This window comes from Streptomyces lienomycini (genome assembly GCF_027947595.1).
Classification (GTDB): domain Bacteria; phylum Actinomycetota; class Actinomycetes; order Streptomycetales; family Streptomycetaceae; genus Streptomyces; species Streptomyces lienomycini.
Window position 1 is genome coordinate 1017052 of sequence record NZ_CP116257.1, and the last position, 26587, is coordinate 1043638.

Sequence of the window (26587 nt, forward strand, 5' to 3'; positions counted from 1 at the left end):
TGACGTGCGGGCCGAGTGCTCCGAACGACCGGGTCGAGAGAATTTTGGAGGGCCGCAATGGCTGCGCAGACGCAGAGGGCCGTGCTGGCAGGCGGGTGCTTCTGGGGCATGGAGGAGCTGATCCGTCGGCTCCCGGGCGTGACCGCGACCCGGGTCGGCTACACCGGGGGCGACGTGCCGAACGCGACGTACCGCAACCACGGCACGCACGCGGAGGCCATCGAGATCCTCTTCGACCCCGAGGTGACCGACTACCGCGCGATCCTGGAGTTCTTCTTCCAGATCCACGACCCGAGCACCACGAACCGCCAGGGCAACGACATCGGCCTCAGCTACCGCTCGGCGATCTACTACGTGGACGACGAGCAGAAGCGGACCGCCGAGGACACCATCGCGGACGTGGACGCCTCCGGGCTGTGGCCCGGCAAGGTCGTCACCGAGGTGGAGCCGGTCGGCCCCTTCTGGGAGGCCGAGCCCGAGCACCAGGACTACCTCCAGCGCTACCCGGAGGGGTACACCTGCCACTTCCCGCGCCCGGGATGGCGGCTGCCCGCCCGCACCCAGGGCTGAGAGCCCGCGCGGGGAAGACGGTGCGACACGGTCCGGCCGGGGTTTCCCGGCCGGACCGTTCTCATGGAGACCCTCAGTGCGGCAGCGTCGCCGGACTGCCGCCGTTCGCCTCGTACCCCGCCACCGCGAGCGCGCGGTAGACCGCGAACTCGGCCGCCGGGTCGGGGGACAGCGTCCAGGGCAGGGCACCGACGTGACCGTCGATGGCCATCAGCTGGTTCATCGCCTCGGCCCAGCGCTCCCCGCGGACCAGGAAGAAGACCAGCAGATGGCGGACGTGCGCCTGCATGGGATCGTCCGGGCCGGCCGAGTGGACGGCGTGCAGGGCCCCGTGGACGGCCTTGGTCACGACCTCGCTCTGGTAGAAGCCGCTGACCAGATTGACCTCCGGCAGGTGCTCGAAGACCGCGAAGAGCGGCATCGCCGCCAGCAGGGAGCCCCGCGGGGCGCGGGCGGCGGCCGCCTCGGCGAAGGAGTACGCCAGCGCGCGCGAGCCGTGCCACTTCTCGCACCAGTACTGCAGCGCGGCCAGGTGCGCGCCCATGTGATGGGGGGCGCGGTCCAGGATCTTCAGCCAGAGCTGCTCGAACTCCTCGCGCGAATAGCCGAGACCGCGGGCCACCGACAGCTCGACGATGTACGGGATCGGGTCCCCGGGCGCGAGAAGGGCCGCCTCACCGCAGGCCGCCCTCGCCTCCTCCATGATGATCCGGAAGTCGTCCGAACCCGCCGTGGACGTACGCCACGCCTGCTGCACCAGGAACTCGGCGTGCACCGCCGCGCCGCCCGCGTCCTTGGGCGCCTCGGCCCGCCACACCCGCAGCCACTGCCCGCCCGGCGTCTCCCCGACACCGCCGGGCCGCTGCCGCAGCTCCAGCGACGCGGCGCCCGCGAAGGCCTGCACGCGCTGCCAGCGCCGCTCGCCCTTCGCCTCCGTGCCGGCCAGCAGCTGCTGCGCCCCCCGGTAGTCCTGGGTGCGCTGCACCAGGTCGAGGACGTCCAGCAGGTCCTGGTCCGGGCCGGGCATGCGGACGTCCAGCTCCTCCTCGCGGGCGAAGCCGTAGTTCGCCGGGTCGGCGGCGTCCGGGTGGCCGGGCTCGACCAGGCCGACCGCGCCGCGTCGGCGCCGCGAGAGTTGGAGCAGCACGAAGCCGAGCATGACCAGCGCCATCAGGACCCAGAGAATCTCCATGCCACAAGCGAACCAGACGCCGCCGACAATTGGCCAACCCGTCCCCCGCCCTGTGGAAAACGCGGGAGGCGTTCCGCACGGCTACCCTCGGTGCCCATGAGCGACAGGCACATCAGTCAGCACTTCGAGACGCTCGCGATTCACGCGGGCAACACCGCCGATCCCCTGACGGGCGCGGTCGTCCCGCCGATCTATCAGGTGTCCACCTACAAGCAGGACGGCGTCGGCGGGCTGCGCGGCGGCTACGAGTACAGCCGCAGCGCCAACCCCACCCGCACCGCCCTGGAGGAGAACCTCGCCGCCCTGGAGGGCGGACGGCGCGGCCTCGCCTTCGCGTCCGGACTGGCGGCCGAGGACTGCCTGTTGCGTACGCTGCTGCGCCCCGGCGACCACGTGGTGATCCCGAACGACGCGTACGGCGGCACCTTCCGCCTCTTCGCCAAGGTCGCCACCCGGTGGGGCGTCGAGTGGTCGGTGGCCGACACGAGCGACCCCGCCGCCGTGCGGGCCGCGCTCACCCCGAAGACCAAGGCGGTGTGGGTGGAGACGCCCTCCAACCCGCTGCTCGGCATCACCGACATCGCCGCCGTCGCCCAGGTCGCCCGGGACGCCGGAGCCCGGCTCGTCGTCGACAACACCTTCGCCACGCCGTACCTGCAGCAGCCGCTGGCGCTCGGCGCGGACGTCGTCGTGCACTCGCTCACCAAGTACATGGGCGGTCACTCGGACGTCGTCGGCGGCGCGCTGATCGTCGACGACCGGGAACTGGGCGAGGAACTGGCGTTCCACCAGAACGCCATGGGCGCGGTCGCCGGGCCCTTCGACTCCTGGCTGGTGCTGCGCGGCACCAAGACCCTCGCGGTGCGCATGGACCGGCACAGCGAGAACGCGACCAAGGTCGCCGACATGCTCTCCCGGCACGCGCGCGTGACGAGTGTGCTCTACCCGGGGCTGCCCGAGCACCCGGGGCACGAGGTCGCGGCCAAGCAGATGAAGGCGTTCGGCGGCATGGTGTCCTTCCGCGTCGAGGGCGGCGAACAGGCCGCCGTCGCGGTGTGCGACCGCGCGAAGGTCTTCACGCTCGGCGAGTCCCTCGGCGGTGTCGAGTCGCTGATCGAGCACCCGGGCCGGATGACGCACGCCTCCGCGGCGGGCTCCGCCCTGGAGGTGCCCGCGGACCTGGTGCGCCTGTCGGTCGGCATCGAGAACGTGGACGACCTGCTGGCGGACCTCCAGCAGGCGCTCGGCTAGCCGAGGAGCGGGCTCACCAGCCCTCCCAGCCCGTCACGGGTGGGGTCGTCTCCGAGGGCGGCGCCACCCACGGCTGGACGGTCAGCGCCCACACCGTGAAGGCCGCGGCCGCGGCCGCCAGCAGCAGCCACATCAGGCGGCGGGCGGCCGTCCTGCGCCGCAGCATGCGGCCGCCTCGGCGCAGGGCGTCCGCGTACAGCTCGGGCGGCACCCGCGGCGGCGACTGCTCCATGATCCGCCGGGCCGCGGCCTCCCGCCGGGGGCGGTTCACCGACGCCTCCCGATGTTCCACGCGCGCGTGGAAGCGCGAGCGCGGGTGCTCCACGCGCGTGTGCCGCCGTTCCCCGCGCGGGTGCGGACCGCCGTACTCGTCATGGCGTCGCGGCCTTCGCCTCCGCCGCCACCGGGCGGGCCCGTGCGGCGGGCGGCCGCAGCAGGGCGGTCGTCGCCCGGTCGCAGACCGTCCGTACCCGCTCCACGGGCAGACCGAGGAGTGCCGCCGCCTGTTCCTCGGCGACCCCCTCGTACAACCGCAGCACCAGGATCAGGCGTTCCTGCGGAGTGAGCCCGCCCAAGGGGCCGGCGGGCGGCCGGCGGGCCCGGCCGAGGACGCCGTACCGGTGCCAGGCCTCGCGGGCGAAACGGGTGGCCAGGTACTGCCGGGCGCGGTCGTACGGGTCCTCCCCGTGCAGCCGGTCCCAGCACGCGTACGTGTGGGCCAGACTCAGCGCCAGCAGGCGCCGCGCGCGCGGGTTGACGTCCGGTGCCTCGGCGGTGAGCAGGGTGGCGGCATGCAGCAGGCGCCCCGCCGCGCCCGCGACGAACGCCTCGAACTCGCGGGCCCGGTGGACGTGGTGGGACGCATGCCGTTCTCGCACCGCGCCTCCCGCCCTGCCTGGCGACGACCCCTGGGGTCTCATATCAGGCCAGGGGCGGCCCGTCGGTCAAGAGTGCGGTGGGAACCGGTCCCGAAAGCGCGTGAAGTGCCCTTCAGGAACCCGACGGCGCATCCGTGCCCGACACGCCCGACACGCCCGACGGGGCCGTACGGGCGGACAGGGCGCCGTTGAAGCGGGTGAGGAGCGCGCAGAACACCTCGCGCTCCTCCGGCGCCCAGTCGCGGGTCAGCTCGGCCATGAGCTGACGCCGGGAGGAGCGGACCTCCTCCAGCCGCGCCACGCCGCGCGGGGACAGCTGGAGGACCACCGCGCGTCCGTCCTCGGGGTGGGAGGTCCGCTTGACGAGCCCGGTGTCGACGAGCGGCGCCACCTGCCGGGTGACGGTCGAGGAGTCGATCCCCATGCTCGCGGCGAGCGCCTTCACGCCCATCGGGCCCTCTTTGTCGAGGCGGTTGAGCAGCAGGTACGCGGCGCGGTCCATGGAGTTGCGCACCTGACCCACCCCGCCGAGCCGGGTCTGTTCGGCGCGGCGGGCGAAGAGCGCGACCTCGTGCTGGAGCGTCTCGAGAAGACCGGTGTCACCGGCGGTCGTCATGTCCATCGACATTTCAGGTGTTGTGGGCATGGCCGGGGGCTCACTTCGTGGAGGGCTGCTGATTGGGGGACAGGGTACGCGGCCGGGCGGCGAGGCGTACCCGCGCTGGGCAAAGCGGGTCTCGGAGGTTGGTCACAGCGGTCTTCGGCGCTTGTGAACTGCGATGCTGGAGGTATGAGCTACAGCACGGCCTCCCTCGTCGGACCCGTCACCCTCGACGACGTGCGCGGCGCCCAGAAGATGCTCTCGGGCGTGGCACGGGTGACGGCGATGGAGGGCAGCAGGCACCTGTCCCAGCTGGTCGGCTCGCCGGTGCACCTCAAGTGCGAGAACCTCCAGCGGACGGGCTCGTTCAAGCTGCGCGGCGCCTATGTGCGCATCGCCGGGCTGCTGCCCGAGCAGCGGGCCGCCGGTGTGGTGGCGGCGAGCGCGGGCAACCACGCGCAGGGCGTGGCACTGGCGTCGTCGCTGCTCGGGGTGGGCTCGACGGTGTTCATGCCGAAGGGCGCCCCGCTGCCGAAGATCAGCGCGACCCGGGACTACGGCGCCGAGGTGCGGCTGCACGGACAGGTCGTCGACGAGACGCTGGCCGCCGCGCAGGAGTACGCGGAGCGGACCGGCGCCGTGTTCATCCACCCCTTCGACCACCCCGACGTCATCGCGGGCCAGGGCACGGTCGGGCTGGAGGTCCTGGAGCAGTGCCCCGAGGTGCGGACGGTCGTGGTCGGCATCGGCGGCGGCGGACTGGCGGCCGGGATCGCGGTCGCCGTGAAGGCGCTGCGGCCGGACGTGCGGATCGTGGGCGTGCAGGCGGAGGGCGCGGCGGCGTACCCGCCCTCGCTGGCCGCGGGGCGCCCGGTGGCCGTCGAGAACCCGGCGACGATGGCCGACGGCATCAAGGTGGGGCGGCCCGGTGACGTGCCGTTCCGGATCGTCCGCGAGCTGGTGGACGAGGTCCGCACGGTCTCCGAGGACGCGCTGTCCACCGCGCTGCTGTTGTGCCTGGAGCGGGCCAAGCTGGTCGTGGAGCCGGCCGGGGCGAGTCCGGTGGCGGCGCTGCTGAGCGAGCCGGACGCCTTCGCGGGGCCGGTGGTGGCGGTCCTGTCCGGCGGCAACGTCGACCCCGTGCTCATGCAGGGCGTGCTGCGGCACGGCATGGCCGCGCAGGGCCGCTATCTGGCGGTGCGGCTGCGGCTGACGGACCGGCCGGGCGCTCTGGCCACGCTGCTCGGGGTCCTGTCGGTGGTCGACGCCAACGTCCTCGACGTGAGTCACGTCCGCACCCATCCGCGGCTCGGGCTCACGGAGGCCGAGGTCGAACTGCACCTGGAGACGAAGGGCCCGGAGCACTGCGCCGAGGTCGGCCGTGCGCTGCGGGAGTCGGGGTACACCGTCATCGCCTGAGCCCACCGCACCGCCGAGCCGCGGCCGGGCACCGCTTCGTCACTCGTTCGGGGAAGTGCGTTGTGAGACGCGATACATCGCGTTATGGTGTGTCGTGCGTCGCTCGCTGAGCGCGGCGAAACGGACAAACCTAGGCTTCTCGAAGAATCCCCGACGACGTGGAGACTCATATGCCAGGCGCCATCTATGCCGAAGGCCTGGTGAAGACCTTCGGCGACGTAAGGGCTCTGGACGGCGTCGACCTCGATGTCCCCGAAGGCACGGTCCTCGGCCTGCTCGGGCCGAACGGCGCGGGCAAGACCACCGCCGTCCGCTGCCTCACGACCCTGCTGCGCCCCGACCGCGGCAAGGCGGTCGTCGCGGGCATCGACGTCCTCAGGCAGCCCAACGAGGTGCGGCGTTCCATCGGCCTCTCCGGCCAGTTCGCGGCGGTCGACGAATACCTGACCGGCCGGGAGAACCTGCGGATGGTCGGCCAGCTCTACCAGATGAAGGGCAAGGCCGCGAAGGCCCGGGCCGGTGAGCTGCTCGACCAGTTCCATCTCGCGGACGCCGCCGACCGCCCCACCAAGACCTACTCCGGAGGCATGCGCCGCCGCCTCGACCTGGCTGCCGCCCTGGTCGTCTCCCCGCCCGTCATGTTCATGGACGAACCGACGACCGGCCTCGACCCGCGCAACCGGCAGGAGCTGTGGGAGGTCATCAAACAGCTGGTCGCCGGTGGTACGACCCTGCTGCTGACCACGCAGTACCTGGAGGAGGCCGACCACCTCGCCCACGACATCGCGGTCGTCGACCACGGCCGTGTCATCGCCCGCGGCAGCTCCGACCAGCTCAAGGCGCGCACCGGGGGAGAGCGCGTCGAGGTCGTGGTCCACGAGCGCGGCCACATGGGGACGGCCGCCGACGTCCTCGCCGGGTTCGGCAAGGGCGCGACCACGGTCGAGGAGCACACCCGCAAGCTGACCGTCCCCGTCACCGGCGGCGCGAAGCTGCTCGCCGAGGTCATCCGCGAACTCGACGCCCGCGGCATCGAGATCGACGACATCGGCCTGCGCCGCCCCACCCTCGACGACGTCTTCCTCTCCCTCACCGGCCACGTGGCCGAAGCCGAGGGCGAGGCGGACGAGTCGGCGGACGAGACCGGCCACGACCAGGAGAAGGAGGCCGCCACGTGAGCGCCGCCACCGACACGGCGCCGGTCACGGCGTCCGCCAACCCCATCGGCCAGTCCGTCCGGGACTCGCTGGTCATCGCCCGCAGAAACCTGATCCGCATGACCAGGATCCCGGAGATGGTCCTCTTCGGGGTCATCCAGCCGGTGATGTTCGTGATCCTCTTCACCTACGTCTTCGGCGGCTCGATGAAGATCGGGAACACCACCGACGCGGACGTCTACAAGGACTTCCTGATGGCCGGCATCTTCGCGCAGACCGTCACCTTCGCCACCGCCGGATCGGCGGCCGGTATCGCCGACGACATGCAGAAGGGGCTGGTCGACCGCTTCCGCTCACTGCCGATGGCCCGTGGCGCGGTGCTGACCGGCCGCACCGTCGCGGACCTCGTGCAGACGGCCATCACCCTGCTCGTCCTCGCCGCGGTCGCGCTGATCGTGGGCTGGCGCACCGGCACCGCCGACCCGACGAACGTCGGCCGGATCCTCGCCGGCTTCGGCCTGCTGTTGCTGCTGGGATACGCCTTCACCTGGATCGGGGCGCTGATCGGCCTCGCCGTGCGCACACCCGAGGCGGCGACCTCGGGAGGGATCATCTGGCTGTTCCCGGTGACGTTCGTGTCGAACGCCTTCGTGGACCCCACCCAGATGACGCCCTGGCTGCGGCACGTCGCCGAGTGGAATCCCTTCAGCGCCACGGTGCAGGCCTGCCGCGAGCTGTTCGGCAGCCCGGGAGTGGTGCAGTCCGACGCCTGGCCCATGCAGCACCCGGTCTGGGCCTCGGCGCTCTGGTCCGTCCTGATCGTCGCCGTCTTCCGGACGCTGGCGGTGCGCAAGTACCGCTCGGCCGGCACCTGACGACGAGCCCCCGGCGTCACGGGGACGCCGGGGGCTCTCGACCACCGTCGGGCGACCGGTCTGCCGGTCGGCCGGGTCAGCCGTTGTACGGCTCGGCCTTGAGGATCTTCACCTTGGCCGGCTTGCCGTTGGGCAGCTCGTACTGCGCGTCCTCGCCGACCTTGTGGCCGATGACGCCCGAGCCCAGCGGGGACTGCGGAGAGTAGGTCTCGATGTCCGAGCTCGCGTACTCGCGCGAGGCGAGCAGGAAGCTCAGCGTGTCGTCCTCGTCACCGTCGAAGGCGATCGTGACGACCATGCCGGGCGCCACCGCGCCGTCGGCGGCGGGGGCCTCGCCCACCTTGGCGCTCTCCAGCAGCTGGGTCAGCTGGCGCACGCGGAGCTCCTGCTTGCCCTGCTCCTCCTTCGCCGCGTGGTACCCGCCGTTCTCACGCAGGTCCCCCTCCTCGCGAGCCGCGGCGATCTTGGCAGAGATCTCGGTGCGCGCAGGACCAGTAAGGTATTCAAGCTCCTCCTTGAGCTTGTTGTACGCCTCCTGGGTCAGCCAGGTGACGTTCTCGCTGGTCTGGGTCACGGGTGCTCCTCGTTGGTGCTGGGAATACAAATCAACGCCCTACCCAGAAGGATGTTCCTTCACGGAAGGGCGAAACCACGAGCCTAACAATTGAGTGGCCAAAGGGGGAGGACATAAGCCGCCAGATTCATGTCACCGCAGGTCAGGCGTCAGGTATCGGCCCCGGTGGGACCCGCTGGATCACTCCGGGTGGCAGCCGAGCAGCTCCGCGGACGTACCCGCGGCCTTGGTCCGCAGGGTGACGACCCGGTCGATGCGGGTGTCGTCCCCGTCGAAGCGGAAGTCGGCCCGGCCCACCTCGTCGCCGTCCTCCGACTGCGAGCGCAGGGTGCAGTAGCCGGTCACACCGGCGTCCTTGCGGACCTCGAGGTGCACCTGCACCGAGTCCTCGGCGAGCTCGAAACCGATCAGCTCACCGCTGATCTTGTTCTGGCCGACGTAGTGGTAGCCGAACCAGCCGATCAGCGCGAGCAGGAGGGCACCGAGCACGGCGCCGACGACCTTGAGCGTGCGGTCGGCCTGCTCGTCCGAGGAGCGGCCGTAGCGACCCTGAGGCGTCCGCGTGCTCGCCGTGCTCATGATCGTCCTCTCCGCGGGACCGGGGCTTGCCGGGCTCCGGAATTATTCCGCTCCCGATTCGGTCACTATAGAAGCCTCCCGCCCGCCACCCGACCGCCGCCCTTCAACGACGCCCCTACGGGGCGGCACCTTCACATCGCGCCGCTGCACGCCGGGGCGCCGACCGACCGAGGATTGAGTCTTGACTGACCAGCTGCGACTGATGGCCGTCCACGCCCACCCCGACGACGAGTCGAGCAAGGGCGCGGCCACCATGGCGAAGTACGTGTCCGAAGGGGTGGACGTGCTGGTCGTGACCTGCACGGGCGGAGAGCGCGGCTCCATCCTGAACCCGAAGCTCCAGGGCGACGCGTACATCGAGGAGAACATCCACGAGGTGCGCAGGAAGGAGATGGACGAGGCCCGGGAGATCCTGGGCGTGGGGCAGGAGTGGCTCGGTTTCGTCGACTCCGGCCTGCCGGAGGGCGACCCGCTGCCCCCGCTGCCGGAGGGCTGCTTCGCCCTGGAGGACGTCGACAAGGCCGCCGGTGAACTGGTGCGGAAGATCCGCTCCTTCCGGCCCCAGGTGATCACCACCTACGACGAGAACGGCGGGTACCCGCACCCCGACCACATCATGACCCACAAGATCACGATGGTGGCGTTCGAGGGCGCGGCCGACACCGGGAAGTACCCGGAGGGCGAGTACGGACCGGCGTACCAGCCGCAGAAGGTCTACTACAACCAGGGCTTCAACCGGCCCCGCACCGAGGCGCTGCACAACGCGCTCCTGGAGCGCGGCCTGGAGTCGCCCTACGAGGACTGGCTCAAGCGCTGGGCGGAGTTCGAGCGCAAGGAGCGCACCCTCACCACGCACGTGCCCTGCGCGGACTTCTTCGAGACCCGGGACAAGGCGCTGATCGCGCACGCCACCCAGATCGACCCCGACGGCGGCTGGTTCCGGGTGCCGATGGAGATCCAGAAGGAGGTCTGGCCCACCGAGGAGTACGAGCTGGCCAAGTCCCTCGTGGAAACCTCCCTCCCCGAGGACGACCTCTTCGCGGGCATCCGGGACAATGCCTGACATGAGTGCAAGCGCAAGCCTGGCAATGACGCACCTCGTCACCCTCGCCGAACTCGACGAGGACAAGGTCACCCCCGGCGTCCTCGGGTTCATCGTGTTCGCGGTGATGGCCCTGGCGGTGTGGGGTCTGATGAAGTCCATGAACCGGCACATGGGCAAGGTCGACTTCAAGGAGCCCCGGGACGCCGAGACTCCCGGCGGCGGTGAGGCGAAGCCCCAGCGCGGCTAGCCTCCCCGCGCGTGGGGGCGCGGCCGGGCGGGCGCTACGCCGGGACCGCCACCCCCATCACCTCCCTGGCCTGGCGGTCCGGGACCATGCCCAGCCGCCAGGCCTGCCAGCCCGACTCGAGCTGGACGCCGCGTTCCAGGAGCAGCCGGTAGGCGTCCACGTAGTCGTCCAGCTTGGCGTCGCGGGCGGAGTGCCGGGCGCGGGCCAGCTGGGCCAGCTCCTCCTGCGCCACCGCCGTGCCGATCTCCACCCCGCCGGGTGCGGCGTACGGCAGCAGGGTGCAGCGCAGGAAGCGGGCCCAGTCCTCGCCCCGCCGGTCGCCGTACGCGGCGAAGAGGGCGGCCGCCTCGTCGCACAGGGCCAGCGCCTGCGGGGTGCGGGCGTTGCCCGCGTCCACGACCGCCAGCTCCAGGCAGGTCCACGCCTCGCCGTGCCCGACGCCGATGCGCTGGAAGTCGGCGCGCGCGTCGACCAGGAGCTGCCGGGCGAAGCCGGAGTTGCGCAGCGAGCCGGTCTGGGCGGCACGCTGGTCGCGGGTCACCCGCGCCGAGTGGTGCCGGGCGCAGGCCAGGCCGTACACGTCCCGCATGCGGGAGAACATCGTGCGGGAGCGTTCCAGTGCACGGAGCGACTGGTCCAGGGCGCCCGTCTCCTCCAGCGCCTGGCCCAGGTAGTAGAAGCTCCACGCCTTGCCGCGCGCGTCCTCGTTCTCCCGGTGCCGGGCCGCCGCCCGCCGCAGTTCCTCCACCGCCACGGGCGCGTCCCCGTCGACCAGCCGGGCCCGTGCCAGCTGGGTCAGCGCCCAGGCCTCGCCACGGGCGTCCTGGGTGCGGCCGTACAGCTCCAGGGCCGCGCGCAGCTCCGTCTCGGCCCGCGGTACGTCGCCCATGCGCAGGTGCAGCTGGCCCAGCTGGAAGTGGGCCCACGCCTGGCCGTGCACCGACTCGCCGGCGCGGTGCAGGACGAGCGACTCGGTGAGCAGTTCCAGCGCCTCCGCGAGCCGGGCCCGGTCGCGCTGCACCGCCGCCAGCGCGTGCAGCGTCCACGCCCGGTCGGTGGCCAGTTCCGGCACGGCCTGCAGGTCCAGCGCCTCCCGCAGCTTCGCCGCCGCATCGGTCAGGTTGCCCTGGTGGTGCAGGGTGATCCCCAGCGAGCACAGCGCACGGGCCGCACCGGCGTCGTGGTGGGCCTCCCGGTACAGGTCGACCACGGAGGCGAGCGTCGTACGCGCCTTGTCCAGCTCGCCGAGCTGCCGGGCCGCGATACCGGTGCGCCACTGGACCGAGCGCACCAGCAGCCCCTGGTCCACGGACTGCGCCAGCTCGCTGATCTCACCGAGGCGGTAGAGGTCGCCGCGCAGCAGGCAGTAGTCGCACAGCGCGCCCAGCAGGTTCAGTACCGTGCCCTGGTCGACGCCCTCCGCGTGTCGGAGCGTGGCCGTGATGAAGCTCGACTCGTCGTCCAGCCAGCGCAGCGCCTCGTCCAGGGAGGTGAAGCCGTACTGGCCGAACTGGTGGGAGCGGGTCGACATGTTGCCGTCGACCAGGCGCAGCACGGAGTCGGCCAGCTCGGCGTAGTTCGCGATGAGGCGTTCCTGCGCGGCCGTGCGCTCGCCGGGCTCCTCCTCGTCGGCGAGCCGGGCGCGGGCGAAGGCGCGCACCACGTCGTGCAGGCGGTAGCGGTTGCCGCGGACGTGGTCGATCAGGCCCGCCCGCGACAGGGCCGCCAGCTGCCGGGTGGCCTCCGTCTCGTCCGTGGCCAGCAGCGCGGCGGCGGCCGCGGCGCCCAGCGAGGTGCGGCCCGCCAGCGCCAGCCGGCGCAGCAGCCGCCGGGCCGGTTCGCTCTGGTCGGTGTAGCGCAGCCACAGGGCCCGTTCGACCGGCTCCACGGGACCGTACGCGCCCAGGTCGGTCGCCAGCGCGCGGGGCGAGCGCGGGCCCAGTGCCGATCCGGCGATCCGCAGGGCCAGCGGCAGCCCGCCGCACAGCTGCCGGATCAGGTCGCTCGCATCGGCGTCGTACGGACCCGACGCGTCCTCGGCGGCGGCGCCCAGCAGCTCTTCCGCGCCCGCCGCGTCCAGCTCCTCCACGGGCAGCTCGTACACCCGCGCGGGAAGGTCGGCGGGCAGCTCCATCGCCCGGCGCGCGGTGACCAGCACCAGGCTGTCCGACCGCTCCGGGATCAGGGCGCGCACCTGCTCCGGGTCCCAGGCGTCGTCGAGGACGACGGTGACCGGGACGCCGGTCAGATGCTGGTGGTACAGCTCGCTCAACCGTTTGACCTGCTGGTCCGCCGAGGACCGCTCCCGGAACAGCAACTGCTCGCGCGGCGCCCCGAGCCGGTTCAGCAGGTGCAGCAGTGCGTCCCGGGTGCTCAGCGGCGACTCCCCGCCCTCCACGGCACCGGCACCGGAACCGGCTCCGGGATCGCCCGCCCCGGAGCCGTCCCCGCGCAGGTCGACCAGGCAGGCCCCGCGGAAGTAGTCCCGCAGCTCGTGCACGGCCCGCACCGCCAGCGTCGTACGGCCGCTGCCCGGCGCCCCGTGCAGCACCACCACCGTCGGCTTCGTCTCCGTGCTCGCGCGGGCCGCCTGCACCCACTGCCGCAGCCGCGCCATCTCCTGCCGGCGGCCGGTGAACGCGCCGTCCGATTCCGGGAGTTGCCCGAACGACTGCTCCAGCGCGCTGCGCCCCCGCGCGGCCGCGCTCTTGTCGGCGCCCCGCAGCTTCGGCCCGGTCTTCGCGGGCCCGGTCGACGCGGCGAGCATCCGCTGCTGGTCCAGGAACGGCCGGATGCCGCGCACCTCGAGCGCGGTCAGCCACTGCAGCCGCAGCTGCTCGTGCCCGCCGGGCTGGCTGACCGCCCCGGCCCGGTGGTGGGCGGCCGGCACATGGGCCCCGACCACCTTCACCACGGTCGCCGCCGCGCCGACGACCCCCACGGCCACGCCCGCACCCACCGCGGTGCCCGTGCCGGTGCCGAGCGCCACGTCGGCCACCATCGCGGCGACCGCCGCAACGGCGGCCACCAGCAGGGGAGTGCCGGCGCCCTCACGGGCGTAGCGCTCGCGGAAGGTGAGCTGCCCGGCGGCGGCCTCGTCGAGGGCGTGGGTCCAGGCGTCGTACTCCTCGCCGGCCGTCCCCGCCATCGCGTCCAGTGCCGCACGGGCCCTGGAGAGCAGTACGTTGCCGTCCGTGCGTCCGCCCGAGCGCCGTACCTCCTCCTCCACGGCCCGCCTGAGCAGCCCCTCGGCCTCCGCCCGATGACTGTCCCGCATGTCGCGCCCCCTCCGGCGGCATCGGTGTCCTCCCGGGCACCCCTGGTCTCCCGGGAGCCCCGTCGGCCCCGGACGTCACAGCGGCCCTCCCGGCCCGTCCCCGGGTCCTTCCCCGGTTGGACGTGGGTCAAGTGTCCTGCGGCCAGGAGACCCTGGGGAGGGCCCGCGCAGGGGTACGGCGGTGTCCGGGCACGGGGGCGCCTGCCCCACCCCCTACCCGGGTATCAAGGCGGCCTGGCTCCCCGGTACGACGCGTCGGCCACCATCCGGCCCTCACCCTTCCCCGTCAACCACCCACCGAACACCGGCCCTGCCGCCAGGCCCCGCGCCACCCGTACGAAGGGGGAGAACCACCGCGTGCCGACATCCGAACAGCCGACGCCCCGCACCTCTCCGGAGACCCTCGCGGCGCACCTAGGCTGGTGCGCATGACCCCAGTGGAGGAGGAACGCCCGCGCGCGCTGCTCGCGGGCGCTTCGCGGCGGTGGGTGCGGCTGCTGCCGTGGGCCGTGGCGTTCGTGCTCTGCGTCGCCCTGCTGCCCACGACCCTCGTGGTCCTCACCGCCGACTACGGCCTGAACGGCGGTGCCGCCGCAGCGCTGGCCGTCGCGCAGGCCGCGCCGCTGCTGCTCGCCGTCGTACGGCCGCTGCACGCCTGGTACGTGGTCCTCGTCGCGGACGTCGCCGGTGCCCTCGTCCTGCTCACCGTCGACTTCCCGGAGCGGCTGCTGTGGCCGTTCCCGCCCATGGAGATCGTCGGGTACGTCGGCCTCTGCCTCGCCCTGGGCCTGCGCGAGCGGCGCCGGACGCTGCTGCTGGTGTGGCTGGCCACGGCGGTGGCGAACGTGGCCCTGGGCTTCGCCCCACCCCACGGCTTCGGCGCCAGGGGCCTGCTGTTCACCATCCTCGGGGGCGTCGCGCTCCTGCTGGGCGGCGCGCTGCGGGAGCGGTCCGAGGTACAGCGCAGGCTGGTCGAGCAGGAGACGATCAGCGAGGCCGAGCGCGGCCGGCGGACGCTGCTGGAGGAGCGCGCCCGGATCGCGCGCGAGCTGCACGACGTGGTGGCGCACCACATGTCCGTCATCACGGTGCAGGCGGGCACCGCGGAGTACCGCCTCGACTCGCTGCCGCCGGACGTGCGCGAGGAGTTCACCTCCATCGCGGCGACCGCGCGCGAGTCGCTCGGCGAGATGCGACGCCTGCTGGGCGTGCTGCGCAACGAGGAGGCGCACGGCGAGCTGGTGCCCCAGCCGGGCCTGGCGCAGATCGGGCAGCTGGTGGAGGCGACGGCGAGAACGGGCGGCCCGGTGGAGTTCGCCCCCTGCGCCGCCGACGCCGACGACGACGTGCCCGAGGCGGTCGGCCTGTCCGCGTACCGGATCGTCCAGGAGGCCCTCGCGAACGTCGTACGGCACGCGCCGGGCGCCCGCACGCGGGTGTCCCTGTCGGTGACCGGACCCGACCAGGAACACGGCGCGCGGCTCACCGTCCTGGTCGTCAACGGGCCGCCGCCCGAGCCGCCCGCCGCGCCCCTCGAGACGAGCGGCACCGGGCACGGCCTCGTCGGCATGCGCGAGCGCGTACGGATCATCGGCGGCACCCTCGACACGGGCCCGCTGCCGGACGGCGGCTTCCGCGTCGCCGCCCGACTCCCCCTGACCGAAAGAGACCTGACGTGACAACGCGTGTCATCATCGTCGACGACCAGGCCATGGTGCGGGCCGGCTTCGCCGCGCTGCTGGCCGCCCAGAGCGACATCGACGTGGTGGGCGAGGCCCCCGACGGCGCCCAGGGTGTCGAACTGAGCCGCCGTACCCATCCGGACGTCGTGCTGATGGACGTCCGGATGCCCGAGATGGACGGCCTGGAGGCCGCGCGCCGCCTCCTTGACCCGCCGACGGGCGTGACCCACCGGCCGCGGGTCCTGATGCTCACCACCTTCGACGTCGACGACTACGTCTACGAGGCGCTCCGGGCGGGCGCGAGCGGCTTCCTGCTCAAGGACGCGCCGCCGGCCGACCTCATCGCGGCGGTCCGCGTCGTGGCCTCGGGCGACGCGCTGCTCGCCCCCTCCGTGACGCGCCGCCTCATCGCGGACTTCGCCAAGCAGCGCCCCGCCGGCCGGGGCAGGCCCGCGCTGCGGCTCAAGGGCCTCACGGAACGCGAGACCGAGGTCCTCACCCTGGTCGCCCGCGGTCAGTCGAACGGGGAGATCGCGCGGACGCTGGTACTGGCCGAGCAGACCGTGAAGACGCACGTCAGCCGCGTCCTCACCAAGCTCGGCCTGCGCGATCGCGCCCAGGCGGTGGTCTTCGCCTACGAGTCGGGGCTGGTGGCTCCCGGCGAGTAGGACCGCCCCCGGCCTCCTCCACCCCCTACCGCGGTAGCACCTCCGCATTGGCTCCCCGGTATGACGCCCGGCGTCCGGCCGTCCCCGCACTCTTCACCCGTCACGGACAGTGCGCCGAAGAGGGAGACGGGACATGAGGCTACGCAAGGGCAAGCGGCAGAACGCGGACCACGGGCCGGAGGTGGACAACCGGCCCGGGGCCCCGGCCGCCACGCCCACTCTCGCCGTCGAACTGCGCGACGTCCGACGGCAGTACGGCCGCGGGGCGGGCACGGTGCACGCCCTCGCGGGCGTCGACCTCGCCCTGCCGCGCGGCACGTTCACCGCGGTCATGGGCCCGTCCGGGTCCGGCAAGTCCACCTTCCTGCAGTGCGCCGCAGGGCTCGACCGGCCGACCGCGGGATCCGTGTTCCTCGGCGGCACGGAGATCACCGGCATGAGCGAGAACGAGCTGACCGAGCTGCGCCGCAGCCGCCTCGGCTTCGTCTTCCAGGCGTTCAACCTGCTGCCGTCGCTGACCGTCGAGCAGAACGTGCTGCTGCCGATGCGCCTGGCCGGACAGCGCCAGGACCGCCGTCAGGCGCAGGAGGTCCTCGCCCGGGTCGGGCTCGCCGACAAGGCGAAGCGCAGGCCCGGCGAGCTGTCCGGCGGCCAGCAGCAGCGGGTGGCCGTCGCCCGCGCCCTGGTCACCGGCCCCGACGTGATCTTCGCCGACGAGCCCACCGGCGCCCTCGACACCGGCACCGCCGCCGAGGTCCTCGGCCTGCTGCGGAACGCGGTGGACGCCCTCGGGGCCACCGTCGTCATGGTCACGCACGACCCGGCCGCGGCCGCCTGGGCCGACCGGGTGCTGTTCCTCGCCGACGGCGCCTTCGCCGACCACCTCGAACGCGGTTCGGCGGAGCGGATCGCGGCCCGCATGGCCGTGCTCACCTCGCACGCCTCCCGCGCCGGTGCGATGGCGGGAGCGGCGGCATGAGGCGCCCCAACGGACTCGCCCGCGAGGCCGTCCGCTTCAAGCCCGCGTCCTTCGCGGGGACCTTCCTCGCGCTGCTGATGTCCGCCCTGATCGTCTCGGCCTGCGGCATCCTGCTCGAGACCGGCCTGCGCGCCGCCGTGCCGCCGGAGCGGTACGCGAACGCGCCGGTCGTCGCGGCGGCGGACCAGAACGAGTACGTCGTCACCGGCAGCGGCGAGGACCTCGAGAAGGAGGCGACGCCGCTGCCCGACACGGCGCGGATGGACGCCGCCCTGGCGGCGAGGGCCGCCGAGGCGCCGGGTGCGGCCGCCGCCGTCGCGGACTTCACCTTCCCGGTGCACGCGACGGACACCGGCACCGGGACCGACTCCGGCACCGGCTCCGGCTCCGGCTCCGGCTCCCGCGCCCGTGCACTGCCCGTCGCGGGCGGTGCGCTCACCGCGCACGGATGGGGCTCGCACACCTTCACCGGCACCTCGCTGACCAGCGGCTCCGCACCCCGCGAGGGGGAGGTCGTCCTCGACGCGGGCACCGCCCGTGCCGCGCACGCCGCCGTCGGGGACACGGTCGTACTGGAGACCGCCGCCGGGCGGCAGGACTTCCGCGTCGCCGGTGTCGCCGAGGCCGGGCCCGGGGACACCGCCCGCACCACCGAGGGCGGCGCCCTGACCTGGTTCGCCGACACCCAGGCCGCCACCCTCGCCGGACACCCCGGCAAGGCCGACGCCGTGGTCGTGCTGGCCGAGCGGGGCACCGGGACCGCCGCCCTCGCCGACGCCGTGCAGCAGGCCCTCACCGGCTCCGGCGTCCAGGTCCGCACCGGCGACGACCGCGGCGCCGTCGAGGACCCGGGCCTCGGGTACGCCAAGGTGACGCTCTTCGGCATCGGCGGCTCCTTCGGCGGCATCGCGGCCATCGTCGCGGTCTTCACCGCCGCCGGGACCGTCGCCCTCTCGGTCGGTCAGCGGGCCCGCGAGTTCGCCCTGCTGCGCGCCGTCGGCGCCACCCCGCGGCAGGTCCGCCGCGCCGTCGCCTGCGAAGCACTGCTCGTCGCGCCGCTCGCCGGGATCGTCGGCTGCCTGCCCGGCATCGGGCTCGCCCACTGGTGGTTCGGCCAGCTCCAGGACCGGGGCGCCGTCCCGCACGCCGTGGACCTGCACGTCTCCGGGTTTCCGCTGCTCGCCGCCGTCGTCATGGGGCTCCTGACGGCGCTCGGCGCGGGCTGGGCGGCCGGACGCCGGCCCGCGAGGATCAAGCCGGGACAGGCGCTGTCCGAGGCGTCGCTGGAGCGGCTGCGGCCCGGACCGGTCCGTACCCTCCTCGGCGTCGGCGCCCTCGTCGGGGGCGCGATCCTCACCGGCGTGTCCGCCCGCTCCGCCGGGGACGACGCGGCGGGTGCCGCCCTCGGCGTCGTCATGCTCTTCATGCTCGCCGTCGGGCTGCTCGGCCCGCTGGTGGCCCGGCTGTGCGCCGGCCTGTTCGGCCTCCCGCTGCGCGGCGCGGGCCCGGCGGCCCAGCTCGCGGCCGCCAACTCCCGTACCAACGCCCGCCGTCTCGCCTCCGCGATCACTCCGATCGTGCTCGCCGTGGCGTTCTCCTCGACCCTCGTGTTCATGCACACCAGCGAGACCCACGCCGCCGACCGGCAACTGCGCGCGGGCGTCACCGCGGACCACGTGGTGACGGACCCGGCCGGGCTCCCGGTGGACGCGGCGGACCGCGCCGCCCGCGTGCCGGGCGTGGAGGCGGCCGTCGGACTGCTGAACACGCAGGTGCTCGTGCCGACCGGCTCCGGCGAGTTCAAGGCGCTCCAGGGCGCGGCCACCCAGGGCGTCACCGGTTCCGGCGCCGAACTGGCGGAGGTGCAGGACCTGGACGTGCGCGACGGCGGCCTCGACCGGCTGGGCGAGGGGCGCATCGCCATCGACAGGACCCTGGCGACCTCGGCGGACGCCGGCGTCGGCGACCGGCTCCCGCTCTACCTCCCCGACGGCACGGAGGTCAGCCCCGAGATCGTCGCGGTCTACGAGCGCGGCCTCGGACTGGCCACGGTCACCATGGACCGGGCGTCCCTGGACGGGCACGTCACCTCGGCCTTCGACAGCACGCTGCTGGTACGGGGCGGCTCGGCGAAGTCCCTCACCGACCTGGGCGAGGTCACCGACGCCTCCGGCTACGCCACCGAGCAGAACCTCGACGCGAGGCTCGGCGCCTGGATGAACAACACGATGGCCGCGGTACTCGGCGGATTCGCCGCCGTCGCGGCGGTCAACACCCTGGTCATGACGGTCCTGGACCGCCGCCGCGAGCTGGGCACGCTGCGCCTGGTGGGCTCCACCCGGCGTCAGGTGATGACGATGCTCCGCTGGGAGGGCCTGCTGGTCGCCGGGGTGGGGCTGGTCCTCGGCTCCGCGATCGCCGCGGCCACGCTCATCCCCATGATGAGCGGCGTCACCGGCGACCTGCCGTACGTACCGCCGCTGACGTACGGGGCCCTCGCGGCCGCCGTCGGCGGCCTGGCACTCCTCGCGGTCACGCTGCCGGCCCGGGCCGCGCTGCGCCGCTGGTCCTAGCGCGGGCGTACGGGCGAACGCGCCGAGCATTCCCTCCGCACCCTCCGCACCCTCCGCGCCCCCGCGCGCTCCCACGACCGCTCCCTCGACGGCCGTCACCCGGCCACGACGCGAAGGACACGCATGACCACCATCCTGGCTCCCCCGGTCCGCATCGGGAAGGCCGCTGTCGGATCCCTCGGCCTACTCGCGCTGTCCACCGGCGCCCTGGAGTCGGTGGTGTCACCGACGATCCCGCTTCTCGAACGCGAACTGGACATGAGCCAGTCCGAGGGGGCGCTGCTCAGCATCGTGCTCCTCATCACCGGCGCGCTCATCACCCCGTTGGCGGGCAAGTTCGGCGACCGCTACGGCGGGAAACGGGTGCTGATCCGGCTGATGGCGGTCGTCGCCGTCGGCGGCACCGTGTCCTCCCTCGCCCCGAACCTGCCCGTGCTGCTGCTCGGACAGGTGCTGCAGGGGGCGATGGTGGGGGCGCTGCCCCTGTCGTTCATCGTGGTGCGCAAGAACCTCCCCGCCGGAGCGTCGAAGGTCGCCATCGGGGTGGTCAGCGGCCTCTTCGTCGGGGGAGGGATGGTCGGCATGCTGTCGGCCGGGCCGGTGGCGGAACAGCTCTCCCGGCACTGGATGTTCGCGCTGCCCACGATCGCGGTCGTCGGGGCCACCCTGCTCGTGAACAGGCTCATGCCGTCCGATCCGCCGGGCGCCCCGGACGGCGGCGGCATCGACTGGCCCGGCCTGCTGCTCCTGAGCGGGATGCTGGTCACGCTCATGCTCGTACTCGCCCTGGCGCCCGAAGCCGGCTCGCACCCACTCGTACTCGGCGCCCTCGTCGTGCTGCTGGCCGCACTCGTCGCCGGCTGGGTGTCCGTCGAACGGCGGGCGGCCGCGCCGATGATCGACCTGCGGATGCTGGCCCGGCCCGCGATCTGGAAGGCGTGCGTGCTGACGTTCGTCATCTGTCTCGGCACCTCGATGGCGGTCTATCTCGTTCCGCAGCTGCTCGACGAGCGCGGCGACGGATACGGCTTCGGCGCGAGCGCCACCGAGATCGGCTTCTTCCTGCTGCCCGGCGCCGTCGCCGCGACGCTGGCCGGGCCGCTCGGCGGGCTCGGGGACCGGCGTTTCGGCTCGCGGGCCGTGGTCGTCACCGGGGCCGTCATGATGGCCGTCTCCCTGGTGGTCCTGGCGTCCGTGCACACCGAGGTCTGGCACCTCGTCGTCGGCAAGGCCCTGATAGCGCTGGCCAACGGCCTGTGCGTCACGGCGATGATGACCAGCACCGCCACGGCCGTCGCCGCCGAGGACACCGGCATCGCCACCAGCCTGATCCTGGTGAGCCGCGTACTCGGCTACGCCGTGGGCGGGCAGCTCGGCGGCGCGCTCCTCACCGCCGCCACCCCTTCCGGGTCGGAGGTCGCGGCCGAATCGGCCTACGTCACCGGCTTCGTCATCGCCGGCGCCGTCACGTCGCTGGCCCTCTTCGTCACCCGCACCCTGCCCAAAGGAGTCAAGTAATGACCCGCACCGACCAGTCGACGCCCCTGAGCGGCACACCGGGGCGCACGGCCTTGATATCCGGGGCCAGCATCGCGGGCCCCGCCCTCGCGTACTGGCTCAACCGCTACGGATACGCGGTCACGGTCGTGGAGAAGGCGCCCACCCTGCGCGGGGGCGGCTACCCCGTCGACGTACGCGGCACCGCGCTGGAGGTCGTCCGGCGGATGGGGATCCTGCCGCGGCTGCGGGACGCGCACATCGACCTGCGGCGGCTGACCTTCCTCGACGCGGACGGCGGCGAGGTGGCCTCGCTGCACCCGCACGCCGTCACCGGCGGGGTCGCGGGCCGGGACCTGGAGGTGCGGCGCGGGGACCTCACCGACGCGCTCCACCAGGCGGTCCGCGACGACGTGGAGTTCCTGTTCAACGACTCCGTCGACACCCTCGACCAGACCGGGCACGGGGTCGACGTCACCTTCCGCGGGGGCGGCAGCCGTACGTTCGACCTGGTGGTCGGCGCGGACGGCACGCATTCGCGTACCCGGGAGACGCTGTTCGGCCCCGAAGAGCGGTTCCACCACTACCTCGGCTACTGCTTCGCCGTGTTCACCCTGCGCAACACCCTCGGCCTCTCCCACGAGACCGTGATGTGGAACGCCCCGGGCCGGGCCGCCGCGCTCTACGCCGTCGGGGACGACGACGAGGTGCACGCCTTCCTGAACTTCGCCCGACCGGAACCCCCAACCGCCGCGTTCAGGGACCCGGACGCCCAACGCGCCCTGGTCGCCGAGACCTTCGCCGACGCGGGGTGGGAGGTTCCGGGCATGCTGGCCGCCCTGCGCGAGGCGGAGGACCTGTTCTTCGACGGGGTCGGCCAGATCCGCATGCCCCGCTGGTCCAGCCGCAGGGTCGCGCTGGTCGGCGACGCCGCGTACGCGCCCTCGTTCCTCACCGGACAGGGCACCAGCCTCGCCCTCGTCGGCGCCTACATGCTCGCCGGCCACCTCGCGGACCGGGACCACGCCGAGGGCTTCGCCGCCTACGAACGCGACACCCGGGAGTTCGTGACCGCGAACCAGGGCCTGGTCGGCCGGGGCGGCGCCACCCTCTTCCCGACCACCGCCCGGGACCTGGAGCGCCGCAACGCCCGGCTGCGCACCCTGAGCACCATCCCCGCCCCCCAGGGCCGGCCGGCCCACTCCGCCCTCACCCTGCCCGACTTCACGACCCCGAGGTGAGCGCGGGGCCGGAGCACCGGCGGAGAGCACTCACCCGGTGCTCCGGACAGCGCACCGGCCGTGGCCATCCGCGACGTGCTCGCGGCGCGGATGGCCGCCCGCCCCAGGTGGGATCGTGCAACGATGGCGGTATGAACCGACTTGCCGACGAGCAGTCGCCCTACCTGCTCCAACACGCCTCCAATCCGGTGGACTGGTGGCCGTGGGGCGAGGAGGCGATGGAAGAAGCCAGGCGGCGGGACGTGCCGGTGCTGCTCAGCGTCGGGTACGCGAGTTGCCACTGGTGCCACGTCATGGCGCACGAGTCGTTCGAGGACGGGCCCACCGCCGAGTTCCTCAACTCGCACTTCGTGCCCGTCAAGGTCGACCGCGAGGAGCGGCCCGACGTCGACGCCGTCTACATGGAGGCCGTGCAGGCGGCGACCGGGCAGGGCGGCTGGCCCATGACCGTGTTCCTCACGCCGGACGCCGAGCCCTTCTACTTCGGCACCTACTTCCCGCCCGAGCCCCGGCACGGCATGCCCTCCTTCCGGCAGGTGCTGCAGGGCGTCCAGCAGGCCTGGGGGGAGCGGCGCGGTGAGGTCGCCGAGGTCGCCGGGAAGATCGTCCGGGATCTCGCCGGGCGGGAGATCTCCTTCGGCGACGCCGAGCCGCCCGGTGAGGAGCAGCTCGGGCAGGCGCTGCTCGGGCTGACCCGGGAGTACGACGCGCAGCGCGGCGGGTTCGGCGGGGCGCCGAAGTTCCCGCCGTCCATGGTCGTCGAGTTCCTGCTCCGCCACCACGCCCGCACCGGAGCCGAGGGCGCGCTCCAGATGGCCCGCGACACCTGTGAGCGGATGGCCCGCGGCGGCATCTACGACCAGCTGGGCGGAGGCTTCGCCCGTTACTCCGTGGACCGCGACTGGGTCGTGCCGCACTTCGAGAAGATGCTGTACGACAACGCCCTGCTGTGCCGCGTCTACGCCCACCTCTGGCGGGCCACCGGCTCGGACCTCGCCCGCCGGGTCGCGCTGGAGACCGCCGACTTCATGGTGCGGGAACTGCGCACCGCCGAGGGCGGGTTCGCCTCCGCCCTGGACGCGGACAGCGACGACGGCACGGGCCGGCACGTCGAGGGCGCCTACTACGTGTGGACGCCCGCGCAGCTCACCGAGGTCCTCGGTGCCGAGGACGCGGAACTGGCCGCGCAGTACTTCGGCGTGACCGCGGAGGGCACCTTCGAGCTCGGCGCCTCCGTGCTGCAACTGCCGCAGCAGGAGGGCGTGTTCGAAGCGGACCGGATCGCGTCGGTCCGGGAGCGGCTGCTGGCCGCCCGGGAGGGGCGCCCCGCTCCGGGCCGGGACGACAAGGTGGTCGCCGCCTGGAACGGCCTGGCGATCGCCGCGCTCGCCGAGACCGGCGCCTACTTCGAGCGCCCCGACCTGGTGGAGGCCGCCGTCGCCGCCGCCGACCTGCTGGTGCGGCTGCACCTCGACGCGCACGTCCGGCTCACCCGCACCAGCAAGGACGGCCGGGCCGGTGCCAACGCCGGGGTGCTGGAGGACTACGCCGACGTGGCGGAGGGCTTCCTCGCGCTGGCGTCCGTCACCGGGGAGGGCGTCTGGCTGGACTTCGCCGGTTTCCTGCTCGACCACGTCCTGACCCGGTTCACCGACGGGTCCGGCTCGCTGTACGACACCGCGGCCGACGCCGAGCGGCTGATCCGCCGCCCGCAGGACCCCACCGACAACGCCACCCCGTCCGGCTGGAGCGCCGCCGCGGGCGCCCTGCTGTCCTACGCCGCCCACACCGGCTCCGAGCCGCACCGCACCGCCGCCGAGCGCGCCCTCGGGGTGGTGAAGGCGCTCGGCCCGCGGGTCCCGCGGTTCGTCGGCTGGGGTCTGGCCACCGCGGAGGCGCTGCTCGACGGTCCCCGCGAGGTCGCCGTCGTCGGACCGGCGCCGGCCGACGGTGCCGTGCGGGGGCTGCACCGTACGGCGCTGCTGGGAACGGCGCCCGGAGCGGTCGTCGCCTTCGGCGCCGAGGGGAGCGACGAGTTCCCGTTGCTCGCCGGCCGCCCCCTGGTGGGCGGGGAGCCGGCCGCGTACGTCTGCCGGAACTTCACCTGCGACGCGCCGACGACCGATCCGCAGCGGCTCCGCGCCGCCCTGAACGACTGACCGGCCGGGACCCGGCCGGGGCCGTCAGGCGCCGGCGAGGATCAGCAGGCCCAGCGTGAGCTGGGCGCCCCACTGGAGGAAGACGGCCGCGCGCCTGGCGGACACCCACCGGGCGCGGGGCCAGAACAGGGCCAGGACGCCCAGGGCGACCGAGGTCCAGAAGCAGGCCCACAGGAGGCCGCCGGGCACGTGCGAGCACTGCCCGCTGGTCATCAGGCACTGGGTGCCGCGCTCGGTGGAGAGCACGAGGATCCAGGCGACGAGGACCGTCGGCGGGAGCAGGACGAGCCCGGCCGCTGAGCCGACGGTCAGGGCACGGGCGGAGCGCCGCGCCGGGGCGGGGCGCGCGGACGGGGTCCGGGACAGGGTGGTCATGCCGGCCATCCCACCGCGCGGACCGGCCGCCGGTGATCGGCCGGCCTACTCAACCGCCGTGAGTACTCCTGCTCACCGCGCGCTCCACGATGGCCTGGAGCTGTTCGTGGTGCGCGCCCCGCCAGTACGCGCGTCCGCACGCGGTGCACTGGGCGAAGACGTCGTACGACCGCTGCGTCCCGTCCTCGAGCCGGTCCGCCACCTCGTCCTTGGTGGCCTCCTTCAGCAGGCCGTTGCAGGCGGTGCACCGGGTCCACGGGTGCAGTGCGGGCCGGAACCGGTCCAGGACGTCGTGCAGTTGTTCCTCGGGGGCCGTGCTGTAGACGTACGCCCCGGCCCACAGTTCACGTCGGCGCAGCAGCCCCCGGTCGCGGCTGAGCATGACCCGCTTCTCCGCCGCCGACAGCGCGGCGAGCGCCGGGTCGCCGAGGTCCGTCGACTCGTAGGCCGTGTCCACGCCGAGCAGCCGCAGTCGGCGGGCCAGGGTGCCCAGGTGCACGTCGAGGAGGAAGCGCAGCGGGGCGCCCGGGACCCGCTGGGGGTGCCCTACGGCCCGTACGGTCACCGACTCGCCGCCCGTGGGCACGTAGCCGGTCTCCACCTCGCGGCCGTCCACGAGGAGTGTGCCGACCTCGGTCAGCGGGACGCCGAGGGACTCGACGAGGTGACCGAGTGTGGAGACGCCGTCGGTGGCGGTGCGGGCCGTGCCGGTGGGGCGGGCGCGGGGGACGAACAGGCGCAGCCCGGGGGCGAACTCGACGTGGATCTCGGGACCGTTCACCCGGTCAGGATGGCACGGGGAGGCGGACGGCCGGTCACCGGCTAGTACGCGACCAGCGAGATCCCCACGTAGTGCGCGATGAAGGCGGCCAGGGTGAAGGAGTGGAAGACCTCGTGGAAGCCGAACCAGCGCGGTGAGGGGTTGGGGCGTTTGAGGCCGTAGATCACGCCGCCGACGCTGTAGAGCAGCCCGCCGACGATCACCAGGACGAGGACGGCGATGCCGCCGGCCCGCATGAACTCGGGGAGGTAGAAGACGGCCGCCCAGCCCATGGCGAGGTAGCACGGGGTGTAGAGCCAGCGCGGGGCGCCGACCCAGAAGACGCGGAAGACTATGCCGGCCGCGGCGGCGGCCCAGATGCCCCACAGCAGCCACTCGCCCTGGGCGCCGGGCAGCAGCAGCATCGTGAGCGGGGTGTAGGTGCCCGCGATGATCAGGAAGATGTTGGCGTGGTCGAGGCGGCGCAGCACGCCGTCCATGCGGGGGCTCCAGTCGCCCCGGTGGTAGAGCGCGCTGACGCCGAACAGCAGGCAGGCCGTCAGGACGTAGATCCCGCAGGCGATGCGGCCTTCGGGGGACTCGGCGAGCGCGGTCAGCACCAGCCCGGCGATCAGGACGGCCGGGAACATGCCGAGATGAAGCCAGCCGCGGAGCTTCGGCTTGACCGGATGCGGGAGGGAAAGCGCGACAGGGCCGCGGCCGGCGGCCGCCGGGTCCCTGGGCGCGTCGGGGACGGACGCAGTCATGGGCGCATCGTACCTACGGTTCCGTAAGTTACGTATCAGTACGCATGTATGACGAACAGCGAGTGGCCATCGTCTCACGAGGCACCCGGGCGCGCACCCCTCTCGTGCCCGGGTGCGGGTACGTGGCGATCCTCACGCCGCTCAGGTGTGACGCCCTCTGGACAGATGGGCGCTCGAGTCGGATGATCAAATGAGTGCGGTCGACACCGGATGAGCGCCCA

General features: G+C 73.4%; 24 protein-coding genes. 14 read left to right on the top strand and 10 right to left on the bottom strand.

The genetic code is table 11. From position 1 onward, the window contains the following. Window positions 1–57: 57 nt before the first annotated feature. Window positions 58–570, top strand: a complete 513-nt coding sequence (msrA, locus tag BJ961_RS04880) for a peptide-methionine (S)-S-oxide reductase MsrA (protein ID WP_271320068.1) — start codon at window positions 58–60, stop codon at window positions 568–570. 73 nt (window positions 571–643) lie between these two features. Here msrA and BJ961_RS04885 read toward each other — a convergent pair whose 3' ends face one another. Continuing rightward, window positions 644–1762 (bottom strand): hypothetical protein, encoded by a 1119-nt coding sequence (locus BJ961_RS04885; protein ID WP_271320069.1) that lies wholly within the window; start codon window positions 1760–1762, stop codon window positions 644–646. Window positions 1763–1858: 96 nt separating this feature from the next. On the opposite strand from BJ961_RS04885, the gene BJ961_RS04890 reads away from it, so the two are divergent. Next, window positions 1859–3013 (top strand): cystathionine gamma-synthase, encoded by a 1155-nt coding sequence (locus tag BJ961_RS04890; protein ID WP_271320070.1) that lies wholly within the window; start codon window positions 1859–1861, stop codon window positions 3011–3013. A 13-nt stretch (window positions 3014–3026) separates the two neighbouring features. On the opposite strand, the gene BJ961_RS04895 is transcribed toward BJ961_RS04890, so the two are convergent. The 3 genes from BJ961_RS04895 to BJ961_RS04905 all read right to left on the bottom strand — a co-directional run bounded on the left by BJ961_RS04895 (window position 3027) and on the right by BJ961_RS04905 (window position 4513). Continuing rightward, window positions 3027–3284: a hypothetical protein gene (locus BJ961_RS04895; protein ID WP_271320071.1), complete on the bottom strand. Its 258-nt coding sequence runs from the start codon at window positions 3282–3284 to the stop codon at window positions 3027–3029. Between the two features lie 100 nt (window positions 3285–3384). After that, complete coding sequence (locus BJ961_RS04900; protein ID WP_271320072.1) at window positions 3385–3891, bottom strand: sigma factor-like helix-turn-helix DNA-binding protein; 507 nt, start codon at window positions 3889–3891, stop codon at window positions 3385–3387. Between the two features lie 112 nt (window positions 3892–4003). Next, window positions 4004–4513, bottom strand: a complete 510-nt coding sequence (locus BJ961_RS04905) for a MarR family winged helix-turn-helix transcriptional regulator (RefSeq protein WP_271416966.1) — start codon at window positions 4511–4513, stop codon at window positions 4004–4006. A gap of 168 nt (window positions 4514–4681) precedes the next feature. Between BJ961_RS04905 and ilvA the strand changes: the two genes are divergently transcribed. The 3 genes from ilvA (at window position 4682) to BJ961_RS04920 (ending at window position 7943) form a co-directional block, all read left to right on the top strand. Further along, a complete protein-coding gene (gene ilvA / locus BJ961_RS04910; RefSeq protein WP_271320073.1) occupies window positions 4682–5911 on the top strand; it encodes a threonine ammonia-lyase in 1230 nt (409 codons plus the stop codon). Window positions 5912–6081: 170 nt separating this feature from the next. Further along, window positions 6082–7089 carry an ATP-binding cassette domain-containing protein gene (locus BJ961_RS04915; protein WP_271320074.1) on the top strand — a complete coding sequence of 336 codons (1008 nt, stop codon included), beginning with the start codon at window positions 6082–6084 and terminating at the stop codon, window positions 7087–7089. Beyond that, window positions 7086–7943, top strand: a complete 858-nt coding sequence (locus tag BJ961_RS04920) for an ABC transporter permease (protein ID WP_271320075.1) — start codon at window positions 7086–7088, stop codon at window positions 7941–7943. Before BJ961_RS04915 ends, BJ961_RS04920 begins: the two co-directional genes overlap by 4 nt. Before the next feature lie 76 nt (window positions 7944–8019). Here BJ961_RS04920 and greA read toward each other — a convergent pair whose 3' ends face one another. Further along, the gene (gene greA / locus BJ961_RS04925; protein ID WP_271320076.1) at window positions 8020–8517 is read right to left on the bottom strand and encodes a transcription elongation factor GreA; all 498 of its coding nucleotides are present in this window, start codon (window positions 8515–8517) and stop codon (window positions 8020–8022) included. A 180-nt stretch (window positions 8518–8697) separates the two neighbouring features. Beyond that, window positions 8698–9096, bottom strand: coding sequence for a DUF4307 domain-containing protein (locus tag BJ961_RS04930; protein WP_271320077.1), 399 nt, complete (start codon window positions 9094–9096; stop codon window positions 8698–8700). Window positions 9097–9277: 181 nt separating this feature from the next. On the opposite strand from BJ961_RS04930, the gene mca reads away from it, so the two are divergent. Then, entirely contained in the window at window positions 9278–10159 is an 882-nt protein-coding gene (mca, locus tag BJ961_RS04935; RefSeq protein WP_271320078.1) for a mycothiol conjugate amidase Mca, read from the top strand. Then, window positions 10152–10388, top strand: a complete 237-nt coding sequence (locus BJ961_RS04940; protein WP_271320079.1) for a hypothetical protein — start codon at window positions 10152–10154, stop codon at window positions 10386–10388. Before mca ends, BJ961_RS04940 begins: the two co-directional genes overlap by 8 nt. Before the next feature lie 34 nt (window positions 10389–10422). On the opposite strand, the gene BJ961_RS04945 is transcribed toward BJ961_RS04940, so the two are convergent. Next, a complete protein-coding gene (locus BJ961_RS04945) occupies window positions 10423–13665 on the bottom strand; it encodes a tetratricopeptide repeat protein (RefSeq protein WP_271320080.1) in 3243 nt (1080 codons plus the stop codon). A 428-nt stretch (window positions 13666–14093) separates the two neighbouring features. On the opposite strand from BJ961_RS04945, the gene BJ961_RS04950 reads away from it, so the two are divergent. The 7 genes from BJ961_RS04950 to BJ961_RS04980 all read left to right on the top strand — a co-directional run bounded on the left by BJ961_RS04950 (window position 14094) and on the right by BJ961_RS04980 (window position 24464). After that, window positions 14094–15344: a sensor histidine kinase gene (locus BJ961_RS04950; protein ID WP_271320081.1), complete on the top strand. Its 1251-nt coding sequence runs from the start codon at window positions 14094–14096 to the stop codon at window positions 15342–15344. Continuing rightward, window positions 15341–16015 carry a response regulator gene (locus BJ961_RS04955; protein WP_271320082.1) on the top strand — a complete coding sequence of 225 codons (675 nt, stop codon included), beginning with the start codon at window positions 15341–15343 and terminating at the stop codon, window positions 16013–16015. Before BJ961_RS04950 ends, BJ961_RS04955 begins: the two co-directional genes overlap by 4 nt. A 133-nt stretch (window positions 16016–16148) precedes the next feature. Next, window positions 16149–16994, top strand: a complete 846-nt coding sequence (locus BJ961_RS04960) for an ABC transporter ATP-binding protein (protein ID WP_271320083.1) — start codon at window positions 16149–16151, stop codon at window positions 16992–16994. After that, window positions 16991–19567, top strand: a complete 2577-nt coding sequence (locus BJ961_RS04965; RefSeq protein WP_271320084.1) for an FtsX-like permease family protein — start codon at window positions 16991–16993, stop codon at window positions 19565–19567. Before BJ961_RS04960 ends, BJ961_RS04965 begins: the two co-directional genes overlap by 4 nt. A gap of 123 nt (window positions 19568–19690) precedes the next feature. Further along, on the top strand, window positions 19691–21085 hold the full coding sequence (locus BJ961_RS04970; protein ID WP_271320085.1) for an MFS transporter: 1395 nt from the start codon (window positions 19691–19693) through the stop codon (window positions 21083–21085). Continuing rightward, window positions 21085–22305, top strand: coding sequence for an FAD-dependent monooxygenase (locus tag BJ961_RS04975; protein ID WP_271320086.1), 1221 nt, complete (start codon window positions 21085–21087; stop codon window positions 22303–22305). Before BJ961_RS04970 ends, BJ961_RS04975 begins: the two co-directional genes overlap by 1 nt. 131 nt (window positions 22306–22436) lie before the next feature. Beyond that, window positions 22437–24464 carry a thioredoxin domain-containing protein gene (locus BJ961_RS04980; protein WP_271320087.1) on the top strand — a complete coding sequence of 676 codons (2028 nt, stop codon included), beginning with the start codon at window positions 22437–22439 and terminating at the stop codon, window positions 24462–24464. 24 nt (window positions 24465–24488) lie between these two features. Here the strand turns inward: BJ961_RS04980 and BJ961_RS04985 are convergent, their stop codons facing one another. The 3 genes from BJ961_RS04985 to trhA are packed head-to-tail and all read right to left on the bottom strand — an operon-like array spanning window position 24489 to window position 26366. Further along, complete coding sequence (locus BJ961_RS04985; protein ID WP_271320088.1) at window positions 24489–24839, bottom strand: hypothetical protein; 351 nt, start codon at window positions 24837–24839, stop codon at window positions 24489–24491. 49 nt (window positions 24840–24888) lie between these two features. Then, window positions 24889–25620 (bottom strand): Mut7-C RNAse domain-containing protein, encoded by a 732-nt coding sequence (locus tag BJ961_RS04990; RefSeq protein ID WP_271320089.1) that lies wholly within the window; start codon window positions 25618–25620, stop codon window positions 24889–24891. Window positions 25621–25661: 41 nt separating this feature from the next. After that, complete coding sequence (gene trhA, locus BJ961_RS04995) at window positions 25662–26366, bottom strand: PAQR family membrane homeostasis protein TrhA (RefSeq protein WP_271320090.1); 705 nt, start codon at window positions 26364–26366, stop codon at window positions 25662–25664. Window positions 26367–26587 lie beyond the last annotated feature (221 nt).